This is a genomic window from Caballeronia sp. GAFFF1 (assembly GCF_023630705.1).
In the GTDB taxonomy this organism is placed as follows: domain Bacteria; phylum Pseudomonadota; class Gammaproteobacteria; order Burkholderiales; family Burkholderiaceae; genus Caballeronia.
This window is the reverse complement of the sequence record NZ_JALQEM010000029.1, coordinates 73,162-99,733: the sequence shown is the minus strand read 5'-3', so window position 1 is coordinate 99,733 and position 26,572 is coordinate 73,162. Positions and strand designations below refer to the sequence as shown.

Annotated in this window: 21 protein-coding genes and 1 pseudogene; 10 read left to right on the top strand and 12 right to left on the bottom strand. The window is 64.6% G+C overall.

What is annotated here, in order from left to right:
• Positions 1 to 240: pseudogene (locus NCR37_RS16120) on the top strand (hypothetical protein); the annotation flags it as partial.
• Positions 241 to 243: 3 nt separating this feature from the next.
• On the opposite strand, the gene NCR37_RS16115 reads toward NCR37_RS16120, so the two are convergent.
• Positions 244 to 2,376, bottom strand: coding sequence for a serine/threonine protein kinase (locus NCR37_RS16115; RefSeq protein ID WP_250473864.1), 2,133 nt, complete (start codon positions 2,374 to 2,376; stop codon positions 244 to 246).
• 393 nt (positions 2,377 to 2,769) lie between these two features.
• Between NCR37_RS16115 and NCR37_RS16110 the strand changes: the two genes are divergently transcribed.
• From NCR37_RS16110 to NCR37_RS16100, 3 genes are all read left to right on the top strand, one after another.
• Complete coding sequence (locus tag NCR37_RS16110) at positions 2,770 to 3,060, top strand: hypothetical protein (protein ID WP_175941819.1); 291 nt, start codon at positions 2,770 to 2,772, stop codon at positions 3,058 to 3,060.
• A 30-nt stretch (positions 3,061 to 3,090) separates the two neighbouring features.
• Positions 3,091 to 3,351 (top strand): hypothetical protein, encoded by a 261-nt coding sequence (locus NCR37_RS16105; RefSeq protein WP_250473863.1) that lies wholly within the window; start codon positions 3,091 to 3,093, stop codon positions 3,349 to 3,351.
• Positions 3,352 to 3,506: 155 nt separating this feature from the next.
• Positions 3,507 to 3,722, top strand: coding sequence for a hypothetical protein (locus tag NCR37_RS16100; RefSeq protein ID WP_248323227.1), 216 nt, complete (start codon positions 3,507 to 3,509; stop codon positions 3,720 to 3,722).
• Positions 3,723 to 3,732: 10 nt separating this feature from the next.
• Here the strand turns inward: NCR37_RS16100 and NCR37_RS16095 are convergent, their stop codons facing one another.
• Entirely contained in the window at positions 3,733 to 8,166 is a 4,434-nt protein-coding gene (locus tag NCR37_RS16095) for a DEAD/DEAH box helicase (RefSeq protein WP_250473862.1), read from the bottom strand.
• Positions 8,167 to 8,317: 151 nt separating this feature from the next.
• On the opposite strand from NCR37_RS16095, the gene NCR37_RS16090 reads away from it, so the two are divergent.
• From NCR37_RS16090 to NCR37_RS16080, 3 genes are all read left to right on the top strand, one after another.
• Positions 8,318 to 9,613, top strand: a complete 1,296-nt coding sequence (locus NCR37_RS16090) for a glycosyltransferase family protein (RefSeq protein ID WP_250473861.1) — start codon at positions 8,318 to 8,320, stop codon at positions 9,611 to 9,613.
• 213 nt (positions 9,614 to 9,826) lie between these two features.
• Entirely contained in the window at positions 9,827 to 12,226 is a 2,400-nt protein-coding gene (locus NCR37_RS16085) for a phosphoketolase family protein (protein ID WP_250473860.1), read from the top strand.
• A 4-nt stretch (positions 12,227 to 12,230) separates the two neighbouring features.
• Positions 12,231 to 13,352: an acetate/propionate family kinase gene (locus tag NCR37_RS16080; RefSeq protein ID WP_250473859.1), complete on the top strand. Its 1,122-nt coding sequence runs from the start codon at positions 12,231 to 12,233 to the stop codon at positions 13,350 to 13,352.
• Positions 13,353 to 13,470: 118 nt separating this feature from the next.
• Here the strand turns inward: NCR37_RS16080 and NCR37_RS16075 are convergent, their stop codons facing one another.
• From NCR37_RS16075 to amaB, 9 genes are all read right to left on the bottom strand, one after another.
• Complete coding sequence (locus NCR37_RS16075) at positions 13,471 to 14,808, bottom strand: MFS transporter (protein WP_250473858.1); 1,338 nt, start codon at positions 14,806 to 14,808, stop codon at positions 13,471 to 13,473.
• A gap of 54 nt (positions 14,809 to 14,862) precedes the next feature.
• A complete protein-coding gene (locus NCR37_RS16070) occupies positions 14,863 to 15,795 on the bottom strand; it encodes a hydroxymethylglutaryl-CoA lyase (protein ID WP_250473857.1) in 933 nt (310 codons plus the stop codon).
• Positions 15,792 to 16,985: a CaiB/BaiF CoA transferase family protein gene (locus tag NCR37_RS16065; RefSeq protein WP_250473856.1), complete on the bottom strand. Its 1,194-nt coding sequence runs from the start codon at positions 16,983 to 16,985 to the stop codon at positions 15,792 to 15,794. The genes NCR37_RS16070 and NCR37_RS16065 overlap by 4 nt, the downstream gene beginning before the upstream one ends.
• 109 nt (positions 16,986 to 17,094) lie before the next feature.
• A complete protein-coding gene (locus tag NCR37_RS16060) occupies positions 17,095 to 18,015 on the bottom strand; it encodes a LysR family transcriptional regulator (RefSeq protein ID WP_250473855.1) in 921 nt (306 codons plus the stop codon).
• A gap of 6 nt (positions 18,016 to 18,021) precedes the next feature.
• Complete coding sequence (locus tag NCR37_RS16055) at positions 18,022 to 18,408, bottom strand: PaaI family thioesterase (protein ID WP_250473854.1); 387 nt, start codon at positions 18,406 to 18,408, stop codon at positions 18,022 to 18,024.
• A gap of 121 nt (positions 18,409 to 18,529) precedes the next feature.
• Positions 18,530 to 19,021, bottom strand: coding sequence for a hypothetical protein (locus NCR37_RS16050; protein WP_250473853.1), 492 nt, complete (start codon positions 19,019 to 19,021; stop codon positions 18,530 to 18,532).
• A gap of 293 nt (positions 19,022 to 19,314) precedes the next feature.
• Entirely contained in the window at positions 19,315 to 19,521 is a 207-nt protein-coding gene (locus tag NCR37_RS16045; protein ID WP_250473852.1) for a hypothetical protein, read from the bottom strand.
• A gap of 165 nt (positions 19,522 to 19,686) precedes the next feature.
• Positions 19,687 to 20,859: an NAD(P)/FAD-dependent oxidoreductase gene (locus NCR37_RS16040; RefSeq protein WP_250473851.1), complete on the bottom strand. Its 1,173-nt coding sequence runs from the start codon at positions 20,857 to 20,859 to the stop codon at positions 19,687 to 19,689.
• 34 nt (positions 20,860 to 20,893) lie between these two features.
• Positions 20,894 to 22,393, bottom strand: coding sequence for an L-piperidine-6-carboxylate dehydrogenase (gene amaB / locus NCR37_RS16035; protein WP_250473850.1), 1,500 nt, complete (start codon positions 22,391 to 22,393; stop codon positions 20,894 to 20,896).
• A 210-nt stretch (positions 22,394 to 22,603) separates the two neighbouring features.
• Between amaB and NCR37_RS16030 the strand changes: the two genes are divergently transcribed.
• Positions 22,604 to 23,236 carry a helix-turn-helix domain-containing protein gene (locus NCR37_RS16030; RefSeq protein WP_250473849.1) on the top strand — a complete coding sequence of 211 codons (633 nt, stop codon included), beginning with the start codon at positions 22,604 to 22,606 and terminating at the stop codon, positions 23,234 to 23,236.
• Here the strand turns inward: NCR37_RS16030 and NCR37_RS16025 are convergent.
• Positions 23,230 to 24,675 carry a cytochrome P450 gene (locus NCR37_RS16025; protein ID WP_250473848.1) on the bottom strand — a complete coding sequence of 482 codons (1,446 nt, stop codon included), beginning with the start codon at positions 24,673 to 24,675 and terminating at the stop codon, positions 23,230 to 23,232. The two genes, NCR37_RS16030 and NCR37_RS16025, sit on opposite strands and share 7 nt — an antisense overlap.
• A gap of 338 nt (positions 24,676 to 25,013) precedes the next feature.
• Here NCR37_RS16025 and NCR37_RS16020 point away from each other — a divergent pair, with 338 nt between their 5' ends.
• Complete coding sequence (locus NCR37_RS16020) at positions 25,014 to 25,841, top strand: shikimate dehydrogenase family protein (RefSeq protein WP_250473847.1); 828 nt, start codon at positions 25,014 to 25,016, stop codon at positions 25,839 to 25,841.
• A 224-nt stretch (positions 25,842 to 26,065) separates the two neighbouring features.
• Positions 26,066 to 26,530: a hypothetical protein gene (locus NCR37_RS16015; RefSeq protein WP_250473846.1), complete on the top strand. Its 465-nt coding sequence runs from the start codon at positions 26,066 to 26,068 to the stop codon at positions 26,528 to 26,530.
• Positions 26,531 to 26,572: the final 42 nt, after the last annotated feature.

Sequence of the window (26,572 nt, the reverse complement as noted above, 5' to 3'; positions counted from 1 at the left end):
GCCGGCGGGGCGGGGGCGGGGGCGGGCGCCCCCCGCGCGCGGGCGCCGGCGCCGCCCCCCCCCCCCCCGCCCCCCCCCCCCCCCCCCCCCCCCCCCCCCCCCCCCAACGCGCTCGCCGACATGCAGGACATCGCGCGAACCACGCAGCAGACGCAGGCCGAAGCCTACGCGCTCGTGAGCAAGCGCATGGAGGAAGCGTTGCAGGAACTCAAGGCCGCGGTCGAGAAGCCGCAAAGCTAACGCTCACTTTTTCGGCTGTGTCGTGATCTGAACGATATCGACAACCACGCGCTCGCGACCGTAACGGGCCGCGAGCGCGGCGAGCCGCTTGTCGACGGCGCGCAGATACTCGGGCTTCGCCTCGCTGTCGGGGCGCGGGGCGTCGAAAAGCGGCGCGGGCGCGACCGTGAGCACGATCATCTCGGCGCCGAACGGCTTGCCGACCACCCAGTCGCCCATGCTGCCCAGCGTCGCGGCATAGCCGGCCGGCGCCTGGTTGTCGCGAGCATGCGCGTTCGGCAGCAGATGCACGACGCTGCCGTCGAGCATGAAGTAATCCACATTCACGTACGAATCGAAGCCGGGTGTCATCAGTTCGACGATCAGCGGATCGCCTTCGGTAAGCCGCGTCTGGCCGGACCGCGTATGGACGGATGCGGGCCGGCCCGACTGCCGGTTAGTCGTCCAGTAGGGGCCGAGGACCTTGAGCAGATCGCACTTGTCGTCGGCGACCGGCTGCACGCCGAAGTTCGTCGTCCTGACGCCCGGCACGCGCCCGAGCGCGCCCTTCAACTGCGTAAGCCCGTATTTCTCCGACACGAACCCTTGCACGTCGACGGTCTGGTCGTGGACCGATGCAACGAGCGCCGAGCACGGCACGCTCGCGAGGACCGGCGTCACGGCGGCCATCGTGAGCGTCGGCGTCGTGGCGGCGGGGATAGCGGGCGTGATCGCGGGCTTCTCGGGCGTCGGCATGGGCATCGGCGTCGGCGGAGCGACCGCGACGGCAGGCGGCGCATTGACGCTCTTCTTATGCGCGACGACGTAATACGCCGCTCCCGCAATCAGCACGAGCGCGACCGCGCCGATAACGGCTTTCGGTAAGTGCGGGGGTCTCGCCTGCGGTGACCGGGACGCGGCGGGCGGCTCCTCGCTGATCTCATCGAGAAACTGCGCGACAGTCGGCGTGCGCGCTTCGCGCTCGAACGCAAGCGCCGCTTTGAGCGCCTTCCATTGCTTGTTGCCGAGTTGCTCGGGACGCTGCGGCTTCATGCCAGCGCTCTTCGCCTGCGTGGCCGGAACGCGGTCGAACGGATGCTTGCCGGTCAATAGCTCATAGGTGATGCAGGCGAGCGCGTAGATATCGTCGCGCGGGTCGGGCTCGCGATGTTCGAGCATCTCCGGGCTCGCGTACGCGGGCGTGAGCGCGCCGAGGCTGCCGGGATCGAACACGGTGGCTTCGCTTTCCTCTTCCGGGCGCTGGATTGCCCGAGCGATGCCGAAGTCGATGACCTTCACTTCCGACGCGTCGGTCACGAACACGTTCGCGGGCTTGAAGTCGCAATGCACGAAACCGCGTTCGTGCGCGTAGGCGAGCGCGGTCGCCATGCCCTTAAAGAGCGGAAAGACCTGTGAGAACGGCATGCCCCTATAGTTCGGCGTCCGAAGCATCCTGGACAGCGGCTGACCGGAGAGATACTCCATCGTCAGATAGACAATGGCGTTGTCGCGGTCGAAGTCGTACACCGTGACGATATTGCGGTGCGCGAGCTGCTGCGCCTTGCGGGCTTCGCGTTGCAGCGCGATGAGCGATTTCGGGTTGCCGCGAAACTGCAGATTCAGTACCTTGATGGCGACATAGGGCCGCCTGTCCGACGCCTCCAGCTTGCGCAAATCGAGTGCCTTATAGACGGTGCCCATCCCGCCTATACCGAGACACTCCTCGAGCACGAAGCGATTATTGAGCGTGTCGCCGACGCCCTTCACTTGTTCCGTGTCCGCGAGCACTTGCGTCGCCTGGCCCGATGTCGCGCCGCTCGGGTCGCTGCCTGCGCCCGGCGAGTTGGTCACGCGCGGCGGCAATGGAGGCGGAAAATCCGGCGCCGCGCGCATCCGCGTTTCGTCACAGCCGGGCTCGAACGCGGTGCCGGGTTCGCCTTCGAAGCGCGTGCGCGCCGTGTGTTCGATGCGGCGGCGGATGGCGGCATAGATATCCGGCGGCAAGGGATTGGCCGCGTCGGCTTCGTCGAGGATCTGCATGAGCCGCGCGGGCGGGCTGCGCTCGGCGGCCAGTGCGCCGTCGACCCCCGCAAAGAACGCGTCGCGCGACCCGCCGTCGCCCCGGTATGCGCGAAGCGATTCTTGAAAGCTAGTCATCTGTGCGACGCGTTGCGGCTCCGGATGAACGTGGTCGGCCGGCCATGCACTTGTCGTAACAAACGCCGGTGGATCGTTCGATACTAGCCTTCGTATCCGGCTTAAGCAAATGGCGTTTTATCGGCTGCGCGGCATCGCGCACATGTCTTTCGCAGACCGACACAATCGGTTCGGCTGTTGGGTTCGGCGCGGCATCGACGAGCGATCGGGTCTCCGTCTCATGCCCGGCTCGTCGACGCGCGATTCTCGCAAAAGCCCATGAAACAAGGCACTTCCGGCGTATGCTGCCGCGATGCGCCGCGCTTGGCACACCCTATGCGTTGAACTGGCCCGAGCAGACATGTTGCTCGAATCCGCAACCGAACGCGCCATGCGCACCCAAGGAGAACCGCTATGAAGACGCTGACCATCAAAGACCTGCCCATCGCCGAACAACTCGATCGCCGCGCGATGTCCGCCGTGCGAGGCGGCATGGGCTACTTCGTGCCGAGCTTCGACTTCTCGAAGACGTCGCTCTCGTTCAACACGCAGCAAATGGTGCAGCAAGAGCAGAACACGTCCAGCCAGAACGGCGTGAACGTCGCGTTCGCAAGCGACATCGATGCCAAGATCAAGCCGGTCCAGACCGCCAGTAACTCGAGCAACATCAACATCGGCGGCGGTCTGGGCATGCTGCGCGCCTGACCTACGGATCTCTTCGCGAGGAGCACCATCATGTCGTCCATCGTCGTACGGGACTTGTCCCACAACAAGCAACTGGACTGCCGCGCAATGTCCGCCGTTTCCGGCGGGCTATCCTACGGTCCGTATGCGAACGTCAATGTGAACGTCGGCATCCTGCAGAACATCTCGCAGTTGCAGAACGTGCAGGTCAACACGCTCAATGACGTCGGCGTAATCGGAGCGAACTTCGGCGCGCCGTCCATCAACGTGGATCCGAAGCAGTTCGCGAATCTGAAGTCCGCAGTGTTTTAATGCGCCACATGCATCGCTAACGACAAGCGCCCTCAGAGCGTCGGCGGCGAAAGGCTTCGGCCTTTCGCCGCCTGTTGGTTTTTGTTAGACGCAACCACGCGCCCGGTTGCTTTCTATACTCAATGAGACGCGGCACTCACCAAGGAGAAGCAGTCATGGCTGTCATCAAGATCAGGGACCTCGCCGACAGCGTCGAGCTCGACCGGCAAGCGATGGCCAGCATCGCCGGTGGCTCGCGCGAGCGCATGCGTTCGTCGTTTCGCATTCTGCATGCAAACCCGCAGCGCGTAGTCGATTACCCCGGCGTGCCCGTGAAAGACGTGCCCGTGCAGCAACCGGGACCGTTCGTTCACAAGCTGGTATCGAAGTGATTCAGAGCGCTCAGTCCGGAACCGCCATCTGACGCGCGGAAGACGTGCCCAACGACCGCGCGCTTCGTTTGACGAGGGCAAGACGCACGCGCTCGCGCATGGGCGCGTCGGCGTCGCCGAAAACATGCGTCTTGCCCGCGATCACCGCGCCGACCGGCACGCCGTCCAGATAGACCACGCGGTTGCCCGCCAGCGCCGGCACTTTGTCGCCCGGAAGCAGCGTTCCGGCGAGGTTCAGCGGATCGACCGCGCTCAACGCGACGAATGCGCCGTCCTTCGGCCGCCTGCGCATCTCGCGCAAAAGCGGTACGGCCTCGGGCAGCGCGAACTGCTCGCCCGCGAGTCCCGCCACGAAACGGCCGCCGCGTATCTCGCCGCGCGCCTCCAGCCGGTGATAGACGCGCAGCAGATCGCGCCACGGCGGCAGCCATTGCGCCTCGCGTTCGAGCAGCCGCCAGAACACGACGCCGTAGCGCCGAAGCAAGGTGAGTGCGACGTGCTCGGCATCGCCGCCGTCATGGCCGGGGCTTCCGCGATGCAGCAGCGCCCAGCGGCCTGCATCGTCCATTCCGCCGATGAAAAGCCCGCCGCCCGGCCTGCGCGTGCGGCGCGATAACGCGTTGCGCTTGGCGGCGGGCGTGAGCAGCGCGCGCAGACCCGCGAAGCTGTCGGCGTTCACGAGGCCGAGCGCGACGAGTTCGCCGAGCGCGTCCTCCAGTTCGGTGCGCAGCATGCGCGTTTCGGCGAGCAGTTCGTCGAAGAACATCGCGCCGTGCGCCCGCAGTGCATCGAAGACGCGCTCCGCACGCGACGACAGCGCGGGCGCTTCGTCAGGGCGCATCAGCGCATTCCACGCCGCGAGAGCGCGTCGTGGCAGCAGCACGATCGGCGTGCCGCGCACGGGACCGCCCGCAGCGCGCAGCCGTCCCGCCGGACGCGACCACGTGATCTTCCCGGCGCGACAGATTTCGTCGAGCCAGATGCCGGAATAATCAGCGATGCGCGCGGGCAGGATCTCGTCCTCCCACGCGACGGCGGGCGCCTCGAAGCCTTCGAGCTGTTCGAGCACGGCGAGCAACGCGTCGCGACCCTCGCCACGCGCATCGGGCGCGACGCGCTGCCACTCGAACAGGAAACGCATGAAATCCTGTCGCTCGACCGGCTCGATCTCGCGACGCAGCCGCCGCACCGTATAGCGATGAATGCGCGCCAGCAGATGGCGTTCGCACCATTGCTCATCGACGCCAGATGCGCCCGATGCGCTCGGCGTGAAACGGCCGCGCATCACATAGCCTTCCGATTCGAGGCGCGTCAACGCGACCGCGACCGACGACGCCGGCAGAGCCAGCGGCCGCGCGATCTCCGCCAAGGTCAGCGGGCCGAAACCGGAAAGCCGCGCGCGCACGATTTCCACGAGCGCATCGTCGGCGTTCCAGGCCGCGTCGAAGCCGGGCGGCGGCGTGAGGCGCGGGTGCATCGGCGCGCGTTCGTAGACGGCGCGCAGCAGCGACAGGCGCTCGACGGGCGTCCACAAGCCGTCGTGCTCGGCAATCTGCAGCCGCGTCGCGCGGCCGGCGCAGGCCAGCGCGTCGAGCCATGCAGGCCAGCCGTCGCTCGCGGCGGCTTCGGCGTCCGTCACCCCGGCGAGGCTCGTCAACGCCTCGTGCATTTCGTCGGCGCTCGTCACGGTGGGCCACGCTTCCGCCCGCACGCTCGCGATGGCGTCGGCATCGAGCGCGCCGAGATCGTCCGTCGAGTGCGGATCGTTCCAGCGACGCGCGAGCACCGCCTGCGTGCGGCGTTCTTCGAGCGGGGCGTCGTCGAGAAAGGCATACGGCCGCGCCGACAAAATCTCGGCGGCGAGCGGCGATGGCGCAGGCAAATCGCGCGTGACGAGCCGCACATCGCCCGCCTCGATGCGCCGCAAGAGCGCGAGCCACGCGTCGCTGTCCATTGCATCGTGCAGACAATCGTCGATGGTCTGCTGGACGAGCGGATGCGCCGGTACGTCGCGCTCGCCGACGACGTTTTCCGCGCACGCGACCTGATCCGGAAACACGGCCGCGAGCAGGTCCTCGCTTTTCATGCGCTGCAATTGCGGCGCGACCTTGCGCCCGCCCGCGTAACGCGGCAGCGCGAGCGCGTTGGTCGCGTTCCACCGCCAGCGCACGCCGAAGAGCGGCGCGTCGAGCAGCGCCTGAATCAGCACATGCTCGGCGGTGGCCGATTTCAGATAGCGCCACACGTCGTCCAGCATGAAGCTATGGCTGCCGGTCAGCGACAGCACGATCGCGTCCTCGGTCGCCGCCGCCTGAAGCTCGAAGTTGAACGTGCGGCAGAACCGCTTGCGCAGGGCGAGTCCCCACGCGCGATTCACGCGGCTGCCGAACGGCGCGTGAATGACGAGTTGCGTGCCACCGGATTCGTCGAAGAACCGCTCCATGACAAGCGTGTCCTGCGTCGGCAGAACCGAGAGCGCCGCGCGCGAGCGGGCCAGATACTCGACGATTTGCCGCGCCGCTTCCGTGCCGATGCCTGTTTCGTCGGCGAGCCAGTGGACCGTGGCATCGACGCGCGTTTCGGCATCTTGCATCTTGCATGCAGCATCCGGCGTGCAAGAGACAGCGGGCGCTATCTCGCCCGATGCGAGGCGTGCATCGACGTCCGCGCGCAGGCGCGAGATCGCGAACGAAAGCTCATCGCTGCGGCCCGGCGCTTCGCCGAGCCAGAACGGAATGTTCGGCGGCTGGCCGTTCGCGTTCTCGACGCGCACGCGCCCGCCTTCCACCCGCAAGATGCGGTACGAGGTATTCCCGAGCTGGAAGATGTCGCCGGCAAGGCTTTCGACGGCGAAGTCCTCGTTGACCGTGCCGACCTGCAATCCTTGCGGCTCGAGCAACACGGCGAAATCCGCGTTATCGGGAATCGCCCCGCCCGACGTCACGGCGGTGAGCTTGCCGCCGCGCCGGGCGCGCAGCGTGCGGCTGACCGCATCGCGGTGCACGTAAGCGGCACGCACGCCCTGACGCCCCGTGTAGCCTTCGGCGAGCGTGCGCAGCACGGCGTCGTAGCGCGAGCGGTCCAGCGTCGCGTACGGATACGCGCGGCGAATACGCTCGAAGAGCGCATCCTCGCCCCACTCGCGGCACGCGACCTCGGCGGTGATCTGCTGCGCGAGCACGTCGAGCGGCGCGCGCGGAATCGTCAGGGCGTCGAGCTCGCCGCGCCGCACGCAGTCGACAAGCGCGGCGCATTCGATGAGGTCGTCCCGCGAAGTCGGAAAAAGCCGGCCTTTCGGGACGCCGCCGACATGGTGGCCCGAGCGCCCGACGCGCTGCAGAAATGCGCCGATGGAGCCGGGCGAACCGATCTGGCATACAAGATCCACATCGCCGATGTCGATGCCCAGTTCCAGCGAAGCGGTGGCGATCAGCACGCGCAATTCACCGCGCTTCAGACGCTGTTCCGCGTCGAGCCGATGCTCCCGCGCAAGGCTGCCATGATGCGCCGCGACGGCCTCCTTGCCGAGGCGGTCCGTCAGATGCCGCGCCGCGCGCTCGGCCATGCGCCGCGTGTTCACGAAGACGAGCGTCGTGCGATGCTGCGCCGACAATTCCGCGAGCCGGTCGTAGACGCGCTCCCACATGTCGTTGGACATGATCGCTTCGAGCGGCATCGGCGGCAGTTCGAGCGCGAGATCGCGTGCGCGCGCGTGCCCCACGTCGACGATGTCGCAGGAACGGCCTTCCCCCGCAAGAAACTTCGCGACGAGTCCGATGGGCTTCTGAGTCGCCGAGAGCCCGACGCGAACGGGCGGCGCCGCGCCGCGCTCCTCGCACAGCGCGTCGAGCCGCTCCAGGCTCAGGCTCAGGTGCGATCCGCGCTTGCCGCCCGCCACCGCGTGTATTTCGTCGACAATCACGGTGCGCGTGGTCGACAACATGCCGCGGCCGGAGTCGGACGAAAGCAGCACGTAGAGCGATTCCGGCGTCGTCACGAGGATATGCGGCGGGCGCTTCTTCACCGCGTTGCGCTCCTGCTGGGTGGTGTCGCCGGTGCGCACGGCAGCGCGAATCTCCGGCGCGGCCGCGCCCATCTTCCGCAACTCGCGCGCGATGCCGGCGAGCGGCTCTTCGAGGTTCACCCGAATGTCGTTTGACAGAGCCTTTAGCGGCGAGACGTAGACGACGCGCGTCTCGTCGGGCAACACGCCGCCGCCCGAGATGCCGTCGCGCACGAGCTCATCAAGTGCGGCGAGAAAGGCGGTGAGCGTCTTCCCCGAACCGGTGGGCGCCGCGACGAGCGTGGAACGGCGCGCATGAATGAGCGGCCACGCCCGCGCCTGCGCGGCGGTGGGCGCTGCGAAGTGTGCGCGGAACCAGTTGACGACAGCGGGATGAAAGCCCGCGAGGGCGTCGTCGGGCGATGTGGGGTGGGCGGTCATCGAGACATTCTAGGGGTGGTTGCGAAACCGCGTCTTGCATTCTGCATGCCGTTTTCGGACAGATCCCATGCGAACGGGCGTTGATTGCAGCCATCCTACGGCCGTCCTGGCGGGGCTCCCGCCGCTTCCTCTCTATTTGCATGTTCCATTCATGATCGTCATCAGCCTGCTTTCCGATCACGCGCCCGGCGCGCTCGCCAATCATCGCCGGTATGCACGCACTCACGGTTACCGGCACGTCGAGATCGACATCTCGGAGCTGTCCGGCAGCAGCGCGCATGTGCTATGGACGTTCAAGTACGAAACGCTGCTGCAATGGCTGAACAAAGCCGAACCCGGCGCCGTCATCGCGATGTTGACGCAGAACGCCGCGATCATCGGCGCGATGCCGTTGTCTGAGTTGCTCGAAGGCCGCGACTGGCTCCTCACCTGCAAGGACTCGCCGCATCCGCAGACCGATATTCAGGTATGGCGCAACACCGAAGACGTTCGCCGCAAGCTCTATAAGCTCATGACGCAATGCCGGTTCAGCGTCGAGCTTCCCCCGGAAGAAGGCATGCTGCTGAAAGATTTCGAGTCAGTGCACGGCCAGAGCATGATCGGTGGAGTCCATGTGGTCTTGCCCGCTGCGGCGTCGCTCCAAAGCGTGTGGGCGACATGGCCCGCTTTCTCGGTATGCATCCGCGAAGAGCCGCAGCATCGGCGGTTTCGCACGGCGCTGTTCGCGCATATCAACGCATGCATGGCGCGAGGCCTGCCGTTCCTGTCCTTCTTGGGCGGAGAAACGGACGAAACTCGCGCACAAAGCGTTTATCAGCCCGGCCAGCCGATTGCCGTGGTCACCCTCTATACGCCGAATGTCGCTCGCTACGGACGCATTGCTGAGGCAAATTTCAGGCGCTATTGCGCGCGTCATGGCTATACGCTGTATGTTCACCGCGAGATTCCCGCGCATCTGAACGACGGCAAGACAGCCGGCAACTGGCTCAAGCCGGCTCTCTTGCGCGAATACCTGCCGCATCACGAATGGGTCTTCTGGGTCGATGCCGACGTGCTGTTCAACGACATCAACCGCACCCTCGAATCCATCATGCAGGGACAGGACGCCGTATTTGCCCGGGACGTCGGCACCTGGACCTTTAACTCGGGCATCATGGGCTTTCGTCGAACGCAAGCCAACTACGACGCGTTGCATCACATCCTGCATGCATGCTCGCAACTTGACGACAAATCGAGCGTCTATGCGAATAAGGGCGATCAGTACTTCTTCATCCGCGAATACAAACGGCATGCGGACTTCGACGCGACGCGCATCGCGTCGTTCATCGAGTGGAATACGCCGTGGATCTACCGCCGTCCCGACAGTTTCATGGTGCATTACATCGGCGTGTGGGAAGACAATAAAGCCTTGCTGATGGATTACGATCTGGCGCAGTCCGCCATGTAATGAGCCGCGTCTGCGTTCTGTCAAAACTTCGTCGCGAGAACACAAGTATGATGTTGCGCGACGCTTCTACATTCCTCTCACATCTCGGGAGCGCGCTCTCGATACGCCCCTGAAATCCACTGCGTTTCATCACAGGACTCCGACACAGCCGAATCACTCGCATCAAGCCGCAAGCCGACGCTCGACCCGAACTTTCACCGCAAGGAGAAGCAATTGAACGACGACGTCCAAGGCAAGACCGCGACGCACACCCCTCTCGCTCCCGACCTGCTGCGTAATATCGACGCCTATTGGCGCGCCGGCAATTACCTCTCGGTCGGCATGATCTACCTGCGCGCCAATCCGTTGCTGCGCGAGCCGCTCAGGCCCGAACACATCAAGCGACGTCTGCTCGGCCATTGGGGCTCGGACCCCGGCCAATCGTTCGTATGGGTGCATCTGAACCGCCTCATCAAGCGCGACGATCTCAACGTCATGTTCGTCTCCGGACCCGGCCACGGCGCGCCCGCGACGCTCTCGAATTCGTATCTCGAAGGGCATTACTCGGAGATCTATCCGGACCGAAGCCCTGACGAGCGCGGTATGTTGCGACTCTTTCGCGCGTTCTCGTCGCCGGGCGGCATCGGCTCGCATTGCACGCCGGAGACGCCAGGTTCCATTCACGAAGGCGGCGAACTCGGCTACAGCCTGTCCCATTCTTTCGGCGCGGCCTTCGACAATCCCGACTTGATCGTTGCAACGATGGTGGGCGATGGCGAAGCGGAAACCGGCCCGCTCGCGACCTCGTGGCATTCGAACAAGTTTCTCAATCCAGCGACCGACGGTGCGGTGCTGCCGATTCTCCATCTGAACGGCTACAAAATCGCCAATCCGACCATCCTCGCGCGTATTCCGCACGACGAACTCGAAGCATTGTTCAAGGGCTATGGCTACGCGCCGTATTTCGTCGAGGGCGATGAGCCCGAGGCAATGCATCAGTTGATGGCCGCGACGCTGGAACGCTGCATCGGCGACATTCGCGCGATACAGCAGCGCGCTCGCGAAAACCCTGCCGATGTGACGCGTCCCCGCTGGCCGATGATCGTGCTGCGCTCGCCGAAAGGCTGGACAGGTCCGAAGGAAGTCAATGGTCACAAGGTCGAAGACTTCTGGCGTTCGCATCAGGTGCCCGTGCTCGATCCGGCGACGAACTACAAGAGTCTTGCGGTGCTCGAAGACTGGATGCGAAGCTACAAGCCGGAAGAACTCTTCGATGAAGATGGACGCCTTGTCGAAAGCCTGCGTGAACTCGCGCCCGTGGGCGGCCGGCGTATCAGCGCTAATCCGCACGCAAACGGCGGCTTGCTGCGGCAAGCGCTCGATATGCCGGATATCCGCGATTACGCCTTCGAATTCAAGAGCGCGGCGAGCGTCTATCATTCGCCGACGATGGTCCTCGCTACCTTCCTGCGCGATGTTATCCGTCGCAACATGCAGACCTTCCGTCTCTTCGGCCCGGATGAAACGGCAAGCAACAAGCTCGACGGCGTGTATGAAGCATCGGGCAAACGCTGGCTCGCGCAGATCAAACCCGAAGACGCCGACGGCAGCGCGCTCGCAACAGATGGCCGCGTGATGGAGATGCTTTCCGAGCACACGCTCGAAGGCTGGTTCGAAGGCTACGTATTGACGGGCCGTCACGGCCTCTTCGCGACGTACGAAGCGTTCGTGCATGTGATCGATTCGATGTTCAACCAGCATGCGAAATGGCTGGAGAAAGCGAAGAACGAACTGTCGTGGCGCGCGCCTGTGCCGTCCATCAATTTGCTCATCACGTCGCTTGTCTGGCGTCAGGACCATAACGGCTTCACGCATCAAGACCCCGGCTTTCTCGATGTCGTCACCAACAAGAGCCCGGAGGTCGTGCGTATTTATCTGCCGCCGGATGCGAACTGCCTCCTGAGCGTGGCGGACCATTGCCTGCGCTCGCACGACTATGTGAACGTGATTGTCGCGGACAAGCAGCCGCACTTGCAGTACCTGAACATGCAGGACGCGATGGTGCATTGCGCGAAAGGCATTGGCATATGGGACTGGGCTTCGACCGATCAGAACCACGAGCCGGATGTGGTCATTGCATCCGCGGGCGACATCGCGACAATGGAAGCCCTTGCCGCCGTCGAGATTCTCAAGACGCAATGCCCTGACCTGAAGATCCGCTTCGTCAATGTGGTGGATCTGTTCAGGCTCATGCCCGACACCGATCATCCGCACGGCTTGTCCAATCGCGATTTCGATTCGCTTTTCACGCGCGACAAGCCCGTGATTTTCAACTTCCATTCGTATGCGTCGCTTGTGCACAAGCTCACGTACAACCGCACGAATCACGACAACATGCACGTGCATGGGTACCGCGAACGCGGCAACATCAATACGCCGTTCGAACTCGCCATCATCAACGGCGTCGATCGGTACAGCCTCGCTATCGACGTGATCGACCGCGTGCCGGGTCTTTCGAGCACGGCGGCGCATACCAAGGAAATGCTCAAGAATCAGATCATCGAGAGCATTCGATATGCGCATGAGGAAGGCATTGATCGGGACGAGATCCGCGAATGGACGTGGAAGGGTTGATGCGATGACACAAGGCATCGTGGTGTTGAATAGCGGCTCGTCGTCGCTGAAGTTCGGCGTGTTCGTGCCGCGCCATGACGACGAACATGCGCGCGACGAACATGCGTGGCTCACCGGCAGCGCGAAAGGCATCGGGCGCGAGAATGGATCGCTTTCCATGCACTCGGCGGATGGCAGCATCGATATCTCGCAGGATCACCTGATGGAGTCGCAGCACGACGCATTGCAGCGCGTCGCCGATGCCCTTCGCGAGCACCTGGACGAGCCGCTTGCGGCGGTGGGGCATCGCGTCGTGCATGGCGGCCCGCGTGTGCGCGCGCATTGCGAACTCACGCCGGAGGTGAAGAAACGCCTCAGCGAAGCGGTTGCATTTGCGCCGCTGCATCTGCCGCAGTCGCTCGCGTTGATCGACGAAGCGCAACGCATCTTCTCCGGCATCCCGCATTTCGCATGCTTCGATACGGTGTTCCATCGCACGATGCCGGACCGCGCGACGCGCTTTGCGTTACCGCGTGACTATGCGCAACGCGGCGTCGTGCGTTATGGCTTTCACGGCCTGTCCTATGAGTACATCGTGAGCACGCTGGGAGACGCAGTGCCCTCGCGCGTCGTGATCGCTCATCTCGGGTCCGGCGCGAGTCTCTGCGCGGTGAAAGACGGCCATTCCGTCGATACGTCGATGGGCATGACACCGACAGGCGGCATCCCGATGGCGACGCGGAGCGGCGATCTCGACCCGGGCGTGATCATTCATCTGCTGCGCAACGAATCGCTCGACGCGGACGCGCTGGAAGCGCTCGTCAATCGTTCGAGCGGCCTCAAGGCGCTGTCGAATTCCGACGACGACATGCAGACCCTGCTCGCCCGCCGCGATCAGGGCGATGCAGACGCGACGCTCGCTATCGACGTGTTCTGTGACGCGATCCGAAAGACCATCGGCGCCTATGCGGCCGTGCTCGGCGGGCTCGACCTGATCGTATTCACCGGCGGCATCGGCGAGCACAGCGAGGCCATTCGCGCGCAGATACTCGAAGGACTGGCGTTCCTGAACGCGCCGCATCGCGCCGTGCCTACCGATGAGGAAACGCAGATTGCGCGTCATTGCCGGAGCTTGCTTGCCGGCTGACACTGTGTTGACCGCATGCTGATTGCATCTTGCACGGTGCATCTTGCATGCAGCATGCAAGATGCAAAACGCCCGGCGGCAGCGATGCTCGCCGGGCGCTCGTCCTACCGATCAGGCCTCAACGCGGACTTGCGGCAGGGTCTCGCTGCCGCAACGCCTGCGGCAAGCCGAACAGCAACAACAGCGCACAAACGACGCTCATCGCGCCAATTGCATACAGCGCGGGCGTCGTGCTGCCGGTGACATCGCGGATACGCCCGACCATCACCGGGCTCACGATTCCGCCCAACTGCCCGAGCGTGTTGATCAGCGCGATGCCGCCCGCCGCGCCGGCGCCCGTCAGCAGCTTCGGCGGCAATGCCCAGAAGGCGGGGATCGAAGCAATGACGCCCGCGCCCATCACGCCGAGCGCGACGATCAAAAACGTCGTCTGCTTGTCGAAAGCGCCTGCCGCGAAGAAACCCGCCGCCGCCATCAGTAGCAGCGCGCACACGAACTTGCGGCGTTCGCCGGAAGTGTCGGACATGCGCCCAACGACGACCATGCACACCGCTCCGCAAATGTACGGAACCGCCGTCAACAAGCCGATGATCGTCGGATTGTGCGTACCCGCCGCGCGGATCAGATGCGGCGCCCAGAAGTTGAGGCCGTATGACGCGATCTGGATCAGAAAGTAGATGAGGCCGAGCATCAGAAAGCCCGGTGTCCGGATTGCGCCGAAGAGCGAATGACCCGTCGAGGTCGCCTGACTTTGCGTCGCGATCTGGCTCTTGAGCGTGCTCTTTTCCGCGCCGGTGAGCCATGCGGCATCGTCGATGCGGTCCTTCAACACCTTGAGCACGAGCACGCCCAGCAGCACGCAAGGCAAGCCGCCGAGCAGGAACAGCCAATGCCATCCCGCGATGCCGAGCACGCCGTTCATATGCCCGAGTACGAGGCCCGACAACGGCGCGCCGACGAGCCCCGAGAATGCCGATGCGAGAAACAGCAAGGACGTGATACGCCCGCGATAGCTCGCCGGAAACCACAAGGTCAGGTAGTACAGCACGCCGGGCGCGAAGCCGGCTTCCATTGCGCCGATGACGAAGCGCAGCGCATAGAACTGCCATTCAGTCTGCACGAAGACCATGAGCGCGGTCGCGATTCCCCACGAGATCATGATGCGCGCGATCCAGCGCCGCGCACCGACCTTGTACAGCAGCAAATTGCTTGGCACCTCGAATATGACGTAACCGATCACGAAGAGGCTTGCACCGAGACCGTAGGCGGTATCGGAAAAGCCGAGCGTGCTTTGCAGCTGGAACTTCGCGAAGCTGATGTTGATGCGGTCGAAGAAGGCGAAGAGATAACACAGCATGATGAGCGGCATGAGCCGCCATGCCACTTTGCGAACGATGTCGCTGGTGTTCTGCCAGGCCTGCGGCTTGTCCGCGGCGGATACGCTTAGATCGCTCATGATTGTCTCCTTGTTTGTCCGTCCGTGATCGACGTTGTTATCGGACCGGCTGCTTCAGATGGTTCGGACGTAGTCGGGCACCGGATGCAGGTTGCTATTGCGCCCGGCTTTCGCCAGTTGCCCCGGCACCTCATGGCCGACGAGCGCAGGCAGCGTCCGGGACAGCGCGATAAGTCTCTCCAGATCGATGCCCGTCGGAATGCCCATCTCGTCGCACATGTTCACGAGGTCTTCGGTGCAGATGTTGCCGGATGCACCGGGCGCGAACGGGCAACCGCCCAGCCCGCCTAATGCGGCATCGAAGCGTCGCGCGCCGGCGTCGTATGCGGCCAGCACGTTGGCGAGGCCCAGACCGCGCGTGTTATGGAAATGCAGCGTCAACGCAGCAGCCGGAACATGTTCGAGCACGCGCGATACGACGCGCTCGACCTGACGGGGATTCGCCATTCCCGTCGTATCCGCAAGCGTGATCCCTTCCATGCCCATCTCGCGATAGCTGCGGACAATGGACACGACGCGATTTTCATCAATGCGGCCTTCGAAAGGACAGCCGAACGCCGTGGCTACCGTGCCATTCAAACTTATATTCGTTATCCGAACTATCTCCGCAAAGCCGTCGAGCGATGCTTCGCAACTCATGCGCATGTTGGCGCGATTGTGCGTCTGGCTTGCCGACATCACGAGGTTCAGCTCATCGGCTCCTGCCGCGACCGCGCGCTGTGCGCCCTTCACGTTCGGCACGAGTGCGACGTACACCACGCCCGGTGCGCGCCGGATGCCGTGGAAGACCGCATCGCCGTCGCGCAGTGCGGGAATCGCCTTGGGAGAGACGAACGAGCCCGCTTCGATGCGGGTGAAGCCGCACGCCGACAGCCCGTCGATCAGCGCGATCTTGTCTGCGGTCTCGACCCATTTCGCTTCGATTTGCAAGCCGTCGCGTGGCGCGACTTCCTGCACGATCAACCGTTCGCTGTAGTCGCGCGTCATTGGACGGCTCCTTCGGCGCGCAGCCGTTGCACGTCGCTTTCGTCGAAGCCGAGGGAAGCGAGCACGCTTTGCGTGTGCTCGCCGAGAGCCGGTCCCTGCCAGCGCACTTCGCCCGGAGAGTCGGAGAGCTTCGGCACAATGCCCGGCATCTTGACCGATACGCCGCCCGGCAAGCTCGCCTGCAACAGCATGTCGCGCGCCTGATAATGCGCGTCGCCGATGATGTCAGCGACCGAATAGATGCGGCCGGACGGCACGTCCGCGTCTTCGAGGGCGGCCAGCACGTCATGCATCGCGTGATGCGATGTCCACGCGCCGATCGCTTCATCGAGCATCGCGCTTTGGCGCACGCGGCCATCGTTATGAGCGAGCGCGGGATCGTCGGCGAGATCCGGGCGGCCGATGACATTCATCAGGCGCTTGTAGATGGGATCGCTGTTGCCCGCGATCACCACGAAGCCGCCGTCTTCCGTGCGGTACGTGTTCGACGGCGCGATACCCGGCAAGGCACCGCCGCTTCGCTCGCGGACGTGCCCGAGCAAGTCGTACTCGGGAACCAGGCTTTCCATCAGGTTGAACACGCTTTCGACGAGCGATACATCGACGACCTGCCCGTCGCCCTGCCCCGTCTTGACGCGCAGCAGCGACATCAACGCGCCGATCACGCCATGAAGCGACGCGAGCGAATCGCCGAGACTGATGCCGACGCGCGCCGGCGTGCCGTCCGCGTCGCCGGTTGTATACCGAATGCCACCCATCGCCTCGCCGATCGCGCCGAAGCCCGGACGATCGCGGTATGGACCGGTCTGTCCATAGCCGGAGATGCGAACCATCGTGAGTTTCGGGTTTATTGCATGCAAAACGTCCCAGCCGAGCCCGAGTTTTTCGAGCGCGCCCGGCCGCATGTTTTCGATGACGATGTCCGCATCGGCGGCCAGACGCTTGATGACGTCCGCCCCGTCGGGCGACTTGAGATTCACGCAAACGGACTTCTTGTTGCGCGACTGGAGATACCACCAGAGCGACGTGCCCTCGTGAAGTTTTCGCCATTTGCGAAGCGGATCCCCGCCATTGGGCGCCTCGATTTTGATGACTTCCGCGCCGAACTCGGCCAGCATGCGCGCGGCAAACGGTGCGGCAATCAGCGTGCCGATCTCGATGACGCGAATGCCCGTAAGCGGTCCGCTCATGTGCTTGTCTCCGTGACTGTATCGTTGAAAACAAGCTTATGGGCGGCGCATGCACTGCGTCCAACCGCATTTCGGCAAGCACCGTTCGTCAAACGCGAACGCTCGGCGATCAGCGCTGCGCGGCTTCTATCGAACGAAGATGGTCATATAGCAGCCGGCTTACCGGGGAGAGCGCCGTCGCATCGCGCACGACGATTATGAGACTGCGCGCGGCCCACGCTTCGTCGAGCGGAACCGCCGCGAGTCCGAGTTGCCGCCCCATCGCCTCGAACACTGCAAGCGGCAACACGCCGACGCCCATGCCAGCCTGCACCATGCGGCACACGGCATCGAAGCCGGGCACGTGAATGCGCAGCCGCAGCGGCTTGCCCGCCTGCCGCGCGGCGAGGTGCGTGCGCGCGTTGATGGAACTGGCCGAATGCAGGCCGATGTGATCGAAGTCGAGCGTATCGGCGAAGGACACGCATTCGCGCCTGGCGAGCGGATGATCGCCCGGCGTGACGATAATCAGCCGGTCATGTCGATAATGCGTGCTTTCGAGGCCGCGCGTATCGGCTTCGCCCGAACAGATGCCGAGATCCACAAGGCTGTCCAGCACGCCATCCACGATGCCGCCGCTCGGCCGCTCTTCGAGATCGATCTTGATCTGTCCGTGCGCGGCGGAGAATGCCCGCAGGTCTTCCGGCAAAAACTCCACGATGGCCGAGAGGTTCGCCATCATGCGCACGTAGCCGCGCACGCCGCTCGCATGCTCGGCCAGTTCGATGCCGATGTTCTCGACATCGCGCAGCACGCGGCGGGCGTGATGCAGTAGCGTCTCGCCGGCGGGCGTCAGCGCCATGCCGCGCGCCTTGCGTTCGAAGAGCGCGGCGCCGACGGCCTGCTCCAGTTCCAGCAGCCGCTTGCTGGCCGCCGACACCGCGATGGCCTCGCGATCCGCCGCACGGGTGAGCGTGCCTTCCTCGAAGACCGCGACGAAGAGCTGAAGTGTCGTAAGGTCGAGACGCCGCAGCAGGTTCTTGAGCGCCATGACCGTTCAGCGCGCGTATTTGAAGGTTCCCTGCGCGCTCGCGATCATCACGCGATCGTCGATCCACGCCTCGCCGCGCGCAAAGTAAACGGAGCGTCCCTTGCGTTCGAGAAAGCCTTTGGCCACGACCTTATCGCCGATGCCGCGATCGAGATAATTGACCGTGAGCGAGAGCGTGAAGCCGTGAATGGGCGCGGATGCCGTCGTGAAGAGACCGGTGTAGCCGCAGGCGGCATCCAGCAGCGTCGCAATTGCTCCGCCCTGCAAGATGCGCTGGCGGTTGAGATGGCCTGCATGTATCGGCATCGTGAATTCGGCGTAGCCGTCGCGCCACGCGGTCAGTGTCGCGCCGAGTGCTTCGAGGAAAGGATTGTCGAGATCCAGATTCGCCAACTGTGCGTCTCCCTGCGTCAGTGCTTCTTCGTCGCGTCGACTTTTGAGCTTGGGAGGATTGTGCCATTGCAGGGCCGCGCCCGCGCGCGCCGGCACCGGCACCGGCGAAGACGACGCAGGTTCAGCGCAGACGAGGCTTGAGGTGAAGCGCGATGAGCGTCAGCGTGGCGAGCTTGGTCACGCATTCGACGGTCGAGAGAACGGCGAGCCATGGCGCATGCCCGAACTCGCCGGGGAGTTCGGGCGCAATGGCGAGCACGCTCGTGACGCACACGAACAACAGCAGATAGCGCGCAAAGCGCCGCCCGCGCAGCGCAAGCCCCGCGATCAGCATCAGGAGCGCCTTCGCGGTCAGCACGGCGGCGATCTGTTGACCGCGGCTGTCGGCGTCGATTTCCCACGGCACTTCGAACAGCGACCACGCGACCATCACGCACGTCGACGCCGCGAGTGCGCCGCGCAGGCGGTCCGCTTCCTTGCGCACGTCGATGAACGACCGTCCGCGCGCAGGCGAGTCGATGCGATGCGCACGGCCGTCGATTTCCGACGCGACGGTGGACAGGGAAGGCGGCAATCGGGGCTCGACTGCCGCGCGTTCATCGACGTGCATCATACGGCGCTCCAGTCGATACGCGAACAGACGCGGTGAGGCGTTTCATGCGGACAGTCAGCATGCGCCAGCGTAGGGGTTCAAAGAAAACGGATTCGAGCGACGCACTGTGCTCTTCTTGCGTCGGCGCAATTGCCTTCTAACGATGAAATGTAGCGAACCGACCGCGACCACTGCGCGTCCTCTACGATACGCAAATCCGCCGTGCAGCGCGAATTGCCTTTGTCTATCGATATTCGCTGCGCGCCCATTCTCGAATGCCGAATTGCCGCGCAACGAATCGCAGTGCAAAACGCCTAGTTATATCCGCGAACCACGCAGGACTTTTGTTCCTCTTCTGTTTTTTCTCCCGCGAAACGGCCGCATACATCGGCAACATATTCCGGTTCGGCGCACACCTGGCTAGAGCGGTGTGAAGCCGTTGCAGTGGATTCGCCCGGTGCCTGTTGGTCATCCATCCATTCTGCAAAATGCGCGTGCTGCGTGTTAGATCGAGCATCCATCTTTCGCCTCCTGTTTACCCTCGAATAATCGAGACATATTCAGCATGCGCTTCCTCGGGCCAACTGGCCCTAGTGGATTTCATCGATAGACTTGGGGGAAGACGGTGCCGATCATTTAAAGAGTGCAGTTCAAAGCGTATTCGCGACGTACGAAACAGCATTACGCTAAACGACGTTTTTCTCCACGATCGGCCGGCCTTCCATGACACGCGCCCAACCGAGCGGCGATAGATCGAGTGTCGTGTAGCGGCCATTCAAAATCAGTTCGCTGACGCCGCGCCCCGTTGCAGGACCGTGCTGCAAGCCGTGTCCGCTGAAGCCGCTTGCAAAGACGCAATTGTCGATGGCCGGATGAAAGCCGATTATCGCGTTCTGGTCCAAGACGTTGTATTCGTAATAGCCGGACCAGCAGTGCTCGACCCGCAACGCCTCGAATTGCGGCACGCGATGCGCAAGCGTCGGCCAGATCACGTCGTCGAAAAGGACGTGGTCCACTTCGTCGAGCGGAAGGTCGTCCGGGTCGTTATCCGCCGATGGCGACGTCCCGCAGATGTACGTGCGCCCTTCCGGGCGGAAATAGACGCCGGTCGGGTCGATCAGAAGCGGACAGGCGTCGAGCTTCGCCGGCGACGACACGTTGAAGATGCTGCGTCGCCGCGCGTGTACCGGAAGGTCGATGCCGAGCATCGCCGCAATGGAACGCGACCAGGCGCCGGCCGCATTCACGACCACATCGCATGAGTACGCTTCGCCGTTCGAAGCGCGCACGCGCGTCGCGCGCCGCCCTTCCCGTTCGATGCCGGTCACGTCTGCCGTCACGTAACGCGCGCCCAACGACTGCGCCTTGCGTCGCAACGCCTGCACGAGGCCGTAGCCATCGAACCAGCCTTCGCCACGCTCGCCGAATGCGCCCGCCGCCAGATCGTCGGTATTGAGCCACGGAAAGCGCGCCCGCAACCCGGCGGGATCGAGCAGCGTGATGTCGGCGCCGAGCGCGCGTTGCATCGCGTGATTCTCGCGCAACGTGTTTTCGCCGCGCGGCGTCGCGAGAAAGAGATAACCGCCCTCGTGCAGGTCGATGGACGGCCGCTCGCCGTTCACTTCGAGCCGCGCGCCGATATCGCGCAGGAACTCGATGCCGAACAGCGACATGCGCACGGAAAGCGGCGTCGAGAATTGCTGGCGGATCGATGCCGCCGACAACGCAGAGGACGAGCGCGCGTAAGTCGGATCGCGTTCGATCACCGTGACCTGCACGCCCGGGTCCGATGCCCGCAGGAAATACGCGACCGAACTCCCGATCACGCCGCCACCGACGATCACTACCTGTTGAGTCACGCCGCCCCCGTCGCAGTCGTTTGCGTTGAACGCTTCAGCCCAGATTGAAGTCGATGCCCTGAGCGAGCGGCAATTCGGACGAGTAGTTGATCGTGTTGGTCGCGCGGCGCATGTATGCCTTCCACGCGTCCGAGCCCGATTCGCGTCCGCCGCCCGTTTCCTTTTCGCCGCCGAACGCGCCGCCGATCTCCGCGCCGCTCGGCCCGATGTTCACGTTTGCGATGCCGCAGTCGCTGCCCGATGCGGACAGGAATCGCTCGGCCTCGCGCAGGTCCGTGGTGAACGCGCACGACGACAAGCCGTGCACGGCCGCGTTGTTCAGCGCAATGGCTTCGTCGAAATCGCCGTAGCGCATGACATAGAGAATCGGCGCGAACGTTTCCTTTAGGACCACTTCGGTTTGCGCGGGCATTTCGACGAGGGCGGGGCGTACATAGTAGCCGTTCTCGCAGCCTTCGACCGTCACGCGCTCGCCGCCGAAGACCTTGCCGCCTTCGCCCTTCGCCTGTTCCAGCGCGTCCTGCATGCGCGCGAACGACTGCACGTCGATGAGCGGGCCCATCAACACGCCGTCGTTCAACGGATTGCCGATCGGCACTTTCGCGTACAGGTCCTTGAGACGCGCGACGGTTTCATCGTAGATGCTTTCGTGGACGAAAAGACGCCGCAGCGACGTGCACCGCTGGCCCGCCGTGCCGACCGCCGAAAACAGAATGCCGCGCAGCGCGAGATCGCGATTGGCCGTCTGCGAGACGATGCCCGCGTTATTTCCGCCGAGTTCGAGAATCGAGCGGCCGAAGCGACGCGCGACCTCGACACCCACCGCGCGGCCCATTTCCGTGCTGCCCGTCGCGCTGACGATATCCGAGCGCTTGTCCGCGACGAGCTGCGTGCCGATGTCACGGTCGCCGATCACGACCGCTGAGAGTCCCGGCGGCGCGCTGCCGAATTCGTCGAGCGCTTCGCGAAAGATGCGATCCACGGCGAGCGCGGTCAGCGGCGTTTTCTCCGAAGGCTTCCAGACAACGGCATTGCCGCACACGAGCGCGAGCGCCGCGTTCCACGACCAGACCGCGACCGGAAAATTGAACGCGGAAATGATGGTGCACACGCCGAACGGATGCCACGTCTCCGCCATGCGATGCCCCGGTCTTTCCGATGCGATCGTCAGGCCGTAAAGCTGCCGCGACAGGCCGACGGCGAAATCGCAGATGTCGATCATCTCCTGCACCTCGCCGAGTCCTTCCTGCAGGATCTTGCCTGCTTCCAGCGAGACAAGCCGCCCGAGCGCAGTCTTCTTCTCGCGCAAGCGATTGCCAAGCAGCCGCACGAGTTCGCCGCGCCGCGGCGCGGGCACGTTGCGCCAGTGAGCGAACGCGGTGCGCGCCTGAGCGAGCGTGGCGTCGACCTGGGCGGCGGTGTGGCGCTTCACGCGCCCGATGACCTGCCCCGTGATCGGCGACGTGACGGCGAGATCGCCGTCCTCGACGAGCCCCGCAATGCCGAGGTCGGAAAGAATCGATTGAGCGTCCACGGTGAAATCCTCTCGTGCTGCTGCGTTGAACGGTGCGCCAATGTGTTTCTGATCAGAAACTTTGCGCGGTTGCGGAAGACTATACGCGCGGATGCCTCACGTCACAATGCCGCCAATATACGGGTTCTCCCGAGGGTGCGTCGGCTTGCCAGCGGTGCGGTCGACAGCCGTCCTGATGTTATTATCGGAAACAAAATTTCCTCCCTCACGATGACTACCCTCCCGACCCGCCAAGCGCCCGAGCAGTCCGCAGCCGATCTCGGCCGCCGCGTCAGACAGGCGCGCGTGGCGCAGGACATGACGCTGGAGACGGCGAGCCGCATGTGCGGCGTGTCGCGCTCGGCGCTTTCGAAGATCGAGAACGGGCTGATGTCGCCCACGTTCGATGTGCTTCAAAAAATCGTGCGCGGCTTGCGGATCGATCTGGGCGAACTGTTCGGCAACACGAGCGCGCCGAGCGCGAGCGGAAGGCGAGCGCTCACGCGCCGCGATCAGGGCCAGCGCCACGCGTATCGCGGCTATCAGATGGAACTGCTCGCCACCGAACTCGCGCACAAGGCGATGCTGCCGTTTCGCATCCGCATCTCCGCGCACACGCTCGACGCCTTCGACGATTGGGGCCGTCACGAAGGCGAGGAATTTCTGTATGTGATCAGCGGCAGCGTCTGCCTGTACTCGGAACTCTACGCGCCGACGCATCTGCACGCCGGCGACAGCATCTACTTCGACAGCCGCACTGGGCACGCCGCGATTTCGACGAGCGAAGAAGACGCCGAAGTGCTGTGGATGGCCACCGGAGGCGGTGTGCCCGCGGCCCCGGCGTCCGCACCGGATGCTCAGTGAGAAGCCACGGGCTTGTCACGCAACTGAAGACGCATCGGCATGTCGCTCGGCACCATCGTGAAGGCGCAGACTTCGCGGATGTTCGCCGGATCAGTCGCCAGCCGCGCGACGAAGTTCGCCGTCAGCATCGACACGACGAGCCGCATTTCCACCGACGCCAGATACCGCCCCGGACACACGCGCGGCCCCGCGCCGAATTGCAGCCAGGCGCGGGTTTCATGCGTCGGCGCGTTCGCGTCTCCACCTCGCCGACGATCGCGCAGCCACCGCTGCGGGTCGTAGCGCGCGGCATCGGCGAAATGGCGCGCATCGAGCATGGCCGGGCGATTCAGCATGAACATCTTGGTGCCGGCCGGCAAGTGCACGCCGGACAGCCGCACGTCTTCCAGCGGTTCGAACGACAAATACGGCGCGACCGGATGCAGGCGGCTCGCCTCGGTGCACACGGCTTCGCACGAATCGAGCGCGCGCATCGCGTCATAGGTCGGGCACACGGGCGCGTTGCCGAGCGCGTGGCGAGCATCGGCGGCCACGCGCGCCTGAAGCGCTTCGTCGGTCCCGAGAAACAGCAGCGCCCAGGCAATCGACGTCGCCGTCGTGTCTTCCCCCGCCACCAGTAGCGTCATCACGTTGGCGGCGACGTCGTCGTCAGTGATGTCGGCGCCGGGCGCATCGCGCAGGGCCAGCATCGCGTCGAGCAGATTGCGCGGCTCGTTCTGCGTCTGCATGCGTTCGCGCGCACGGGCCATCAGCGCGCGAATATAGCGATGCACTTCGGCCATCGCGTGTTCGAAGCGGCGGTCGCGCGGCATTTTCAGATAGCGCCAGTAAGCGAACGGCGCATTGACGCGCGACATGAGCATCGGCAGAAGAAGCGCGAGATGCTGCTGGATGAGGTCGCCTTCGCGTTCCAGCGTGTTCGGGTCCTCGCCGAAGGCGAGCGCGCTCGTCGCATCGACCGTGAAGCGCTTCAGGTCCGCGATCATGTCGACGACGCGCCCGGCCCGCGCCGCCGCTTCCCAACGCCGCCGCAGCCGGTCGGTGATGGCCGCGAGCGTCGGATAGAACGCCTTGATGTGCGGAATGGAAAGCGCCTGCATGACGAGGCGGCGTTGCGGCAGCCAGGCCGCGCCTTCGACCGAAAAGAGCCCGTTGCAGCCGAACTCCTTCAGCACGGATTCGATCGGCTCGTAACGCCGGTAGCGATGTGGCCGCTCGCGCATCACGGCATGGCTCAATTCGATGTCCGACCACACGGTGACCGGCGTGCGGCCGAGCCGGAAGACGTACGGCGTGCCGAGTTCCGCGGCCCAGCGTTCGAGCGTCAGATGATGCGTCGCGGGCGGCAGCTGATGCAGGTTGCCGATGAGCGGCAGACCGCGCGGCGACGGCAAGTCGTGGACTTCACGCGCGGGAGCGATGGCGGTCGCGACTGACATGATCGGCCTCCGAAGGGGCTTGATCTGCAAAGGATAGTGCAGGGTCAGCGGGTCGAGGGCGTGCGTTGCTTTGCGTTCGGACACATGTTGACCAATCGCGCACCGCGCAGAGGCGTCAGCAGCCGCTCACCGGCTCGGTCATCTGCCTGCTATTAAAGACGCTGTTTTTGCTTGTGTGTTCCTCTCTTGAGTCGGTGTAGCCGTCGCGGCTCGACCGTTAGTTGCTTCTGACGGCGAACTTCATTGAAGCGCTTTTCAATCTCCACTACAGTTCGCCATCCACGCTTTTTCACATCGACGCACGCACCCCCCGCGCGTCCAACGGAGAGACCCGACGCATGGCGCAGGACACATCGTTTTCCGCATCGCTCGATGCGGGCTTGAGCGGCGCGACCCGCCTGTATTTCATCGTCGGCGATCCGATCGCGCAGGTGCGCTCGCCCTCCGGCGTCACGGCGGCGATACGCGCGGCCGGCCGCGACGCGATCGTCGTTCCCGCGCACGTCGCGCCGGCCGATCTCGACGCCTTCTTCGCCGGCGTGACGCCGATGCAGAACGTCGACGGCATCATCATCACCGTGCCGCACAAGTTCAGCGCCGCGCGGTACTGCCGCACGCTCACCGGCGAGTCGAAGTTCCTGGGCGCGACCAACATGCTCCGACGCAATGCCGACGGTACGTGGCACGGCGGCATGTCCGACGGCGTCGGCATGGTCGCCGCGCTCATCGACGCAGGCTGCGAGCCGGCTGGAAAGCGCGCGCTGTTGATCGGCGCGGGCGGCGCGGGCTCGGCCATCGGTCAGGCGCTGATCGAGGCCGGCGTGGCGTCGCTAGCCGTCCGGGATTTCGATGCCGAGCGCACCGGCGCGCTCGTCTCGCGGCTCGCCTCGCTGGGACGCGGCGCGGTGCGCATCGCCGATGACGGCGACGCGCCGACACACGACATCGTCGTGAATGCGTCGCCGGCCGGCATGCGCGCAGGCGATGCGCTGCCCTTCGACGTATCGCGCCTTCCCGCGACGACGTTCGTCGGCGATGTCGTCACCAAGCCGCCCATCACGCCATTTATCGAAGCCGCCCGAGCGCGCGGCTGTCCGACCGTCACGGGCACGCAGATGTTCGGCCGCGTCTGCGACGCCATGGTGGATTTCCTGCTGCGCGATTGAATCGGCGGCTGGCGGAATCGGACGAGTCTGGTTCAAATAGGCACGGCGCTGCTGCACCATACCGCGGCGCGCGCGCCTCCCTCAGCCGCGCATGCCGGCTGCCGTCGATACATCGGCTCGCCGCCCTTGTCGGGCGGCTCTTTTTTGTCCGATGCTTCGCGGCCTGTGCGGCATAGACGCTCGTCGTCGAACGGAGGGTTTTCAGAAGTTCAATGAAGGCTGCAATGAAATCGTATCAACGCATCGTCAAATGCCCGGCGCTGGCTGGCGTCGCCGTCGTCGCATGCGCGCTGCTCGCGGCGTGCGCAAGCGGTCCGGGCGCATCCGGCGCGCTTCCCGCCGACGCCCGGCTCGCCAACGGACGCATCGCGGACAAGCAGTACCTGACCACGGTCGCAACCGGCGCGGCGTCGTCGTCGGGGCCGGCGGTGAGCGTCGGCGGCGGCGGCGTGGGCGGCAGCGGCTGGAGCGGCATCGGCGCGGGCGCGGGACTGAGCTTCGATCTGACGAGCCTCTTCGACAAGGCTCCGGAGCAGACCGCGAAGGTATATCGCTACGGCGTGCAGACCCGCGACGGCGCGAAGCGGGAAATCGACAGCACGCTCGACGTGCAACCCGGCGCATGCGTCACGACGATCGATTCCGCGCAGCCCGGCTATCCGCGTCTGATGCCGTCGAACGAGTGCTGATTCGCTTGGATGGCGTCGGGCTTCGGCGGCGGACACCGCTAG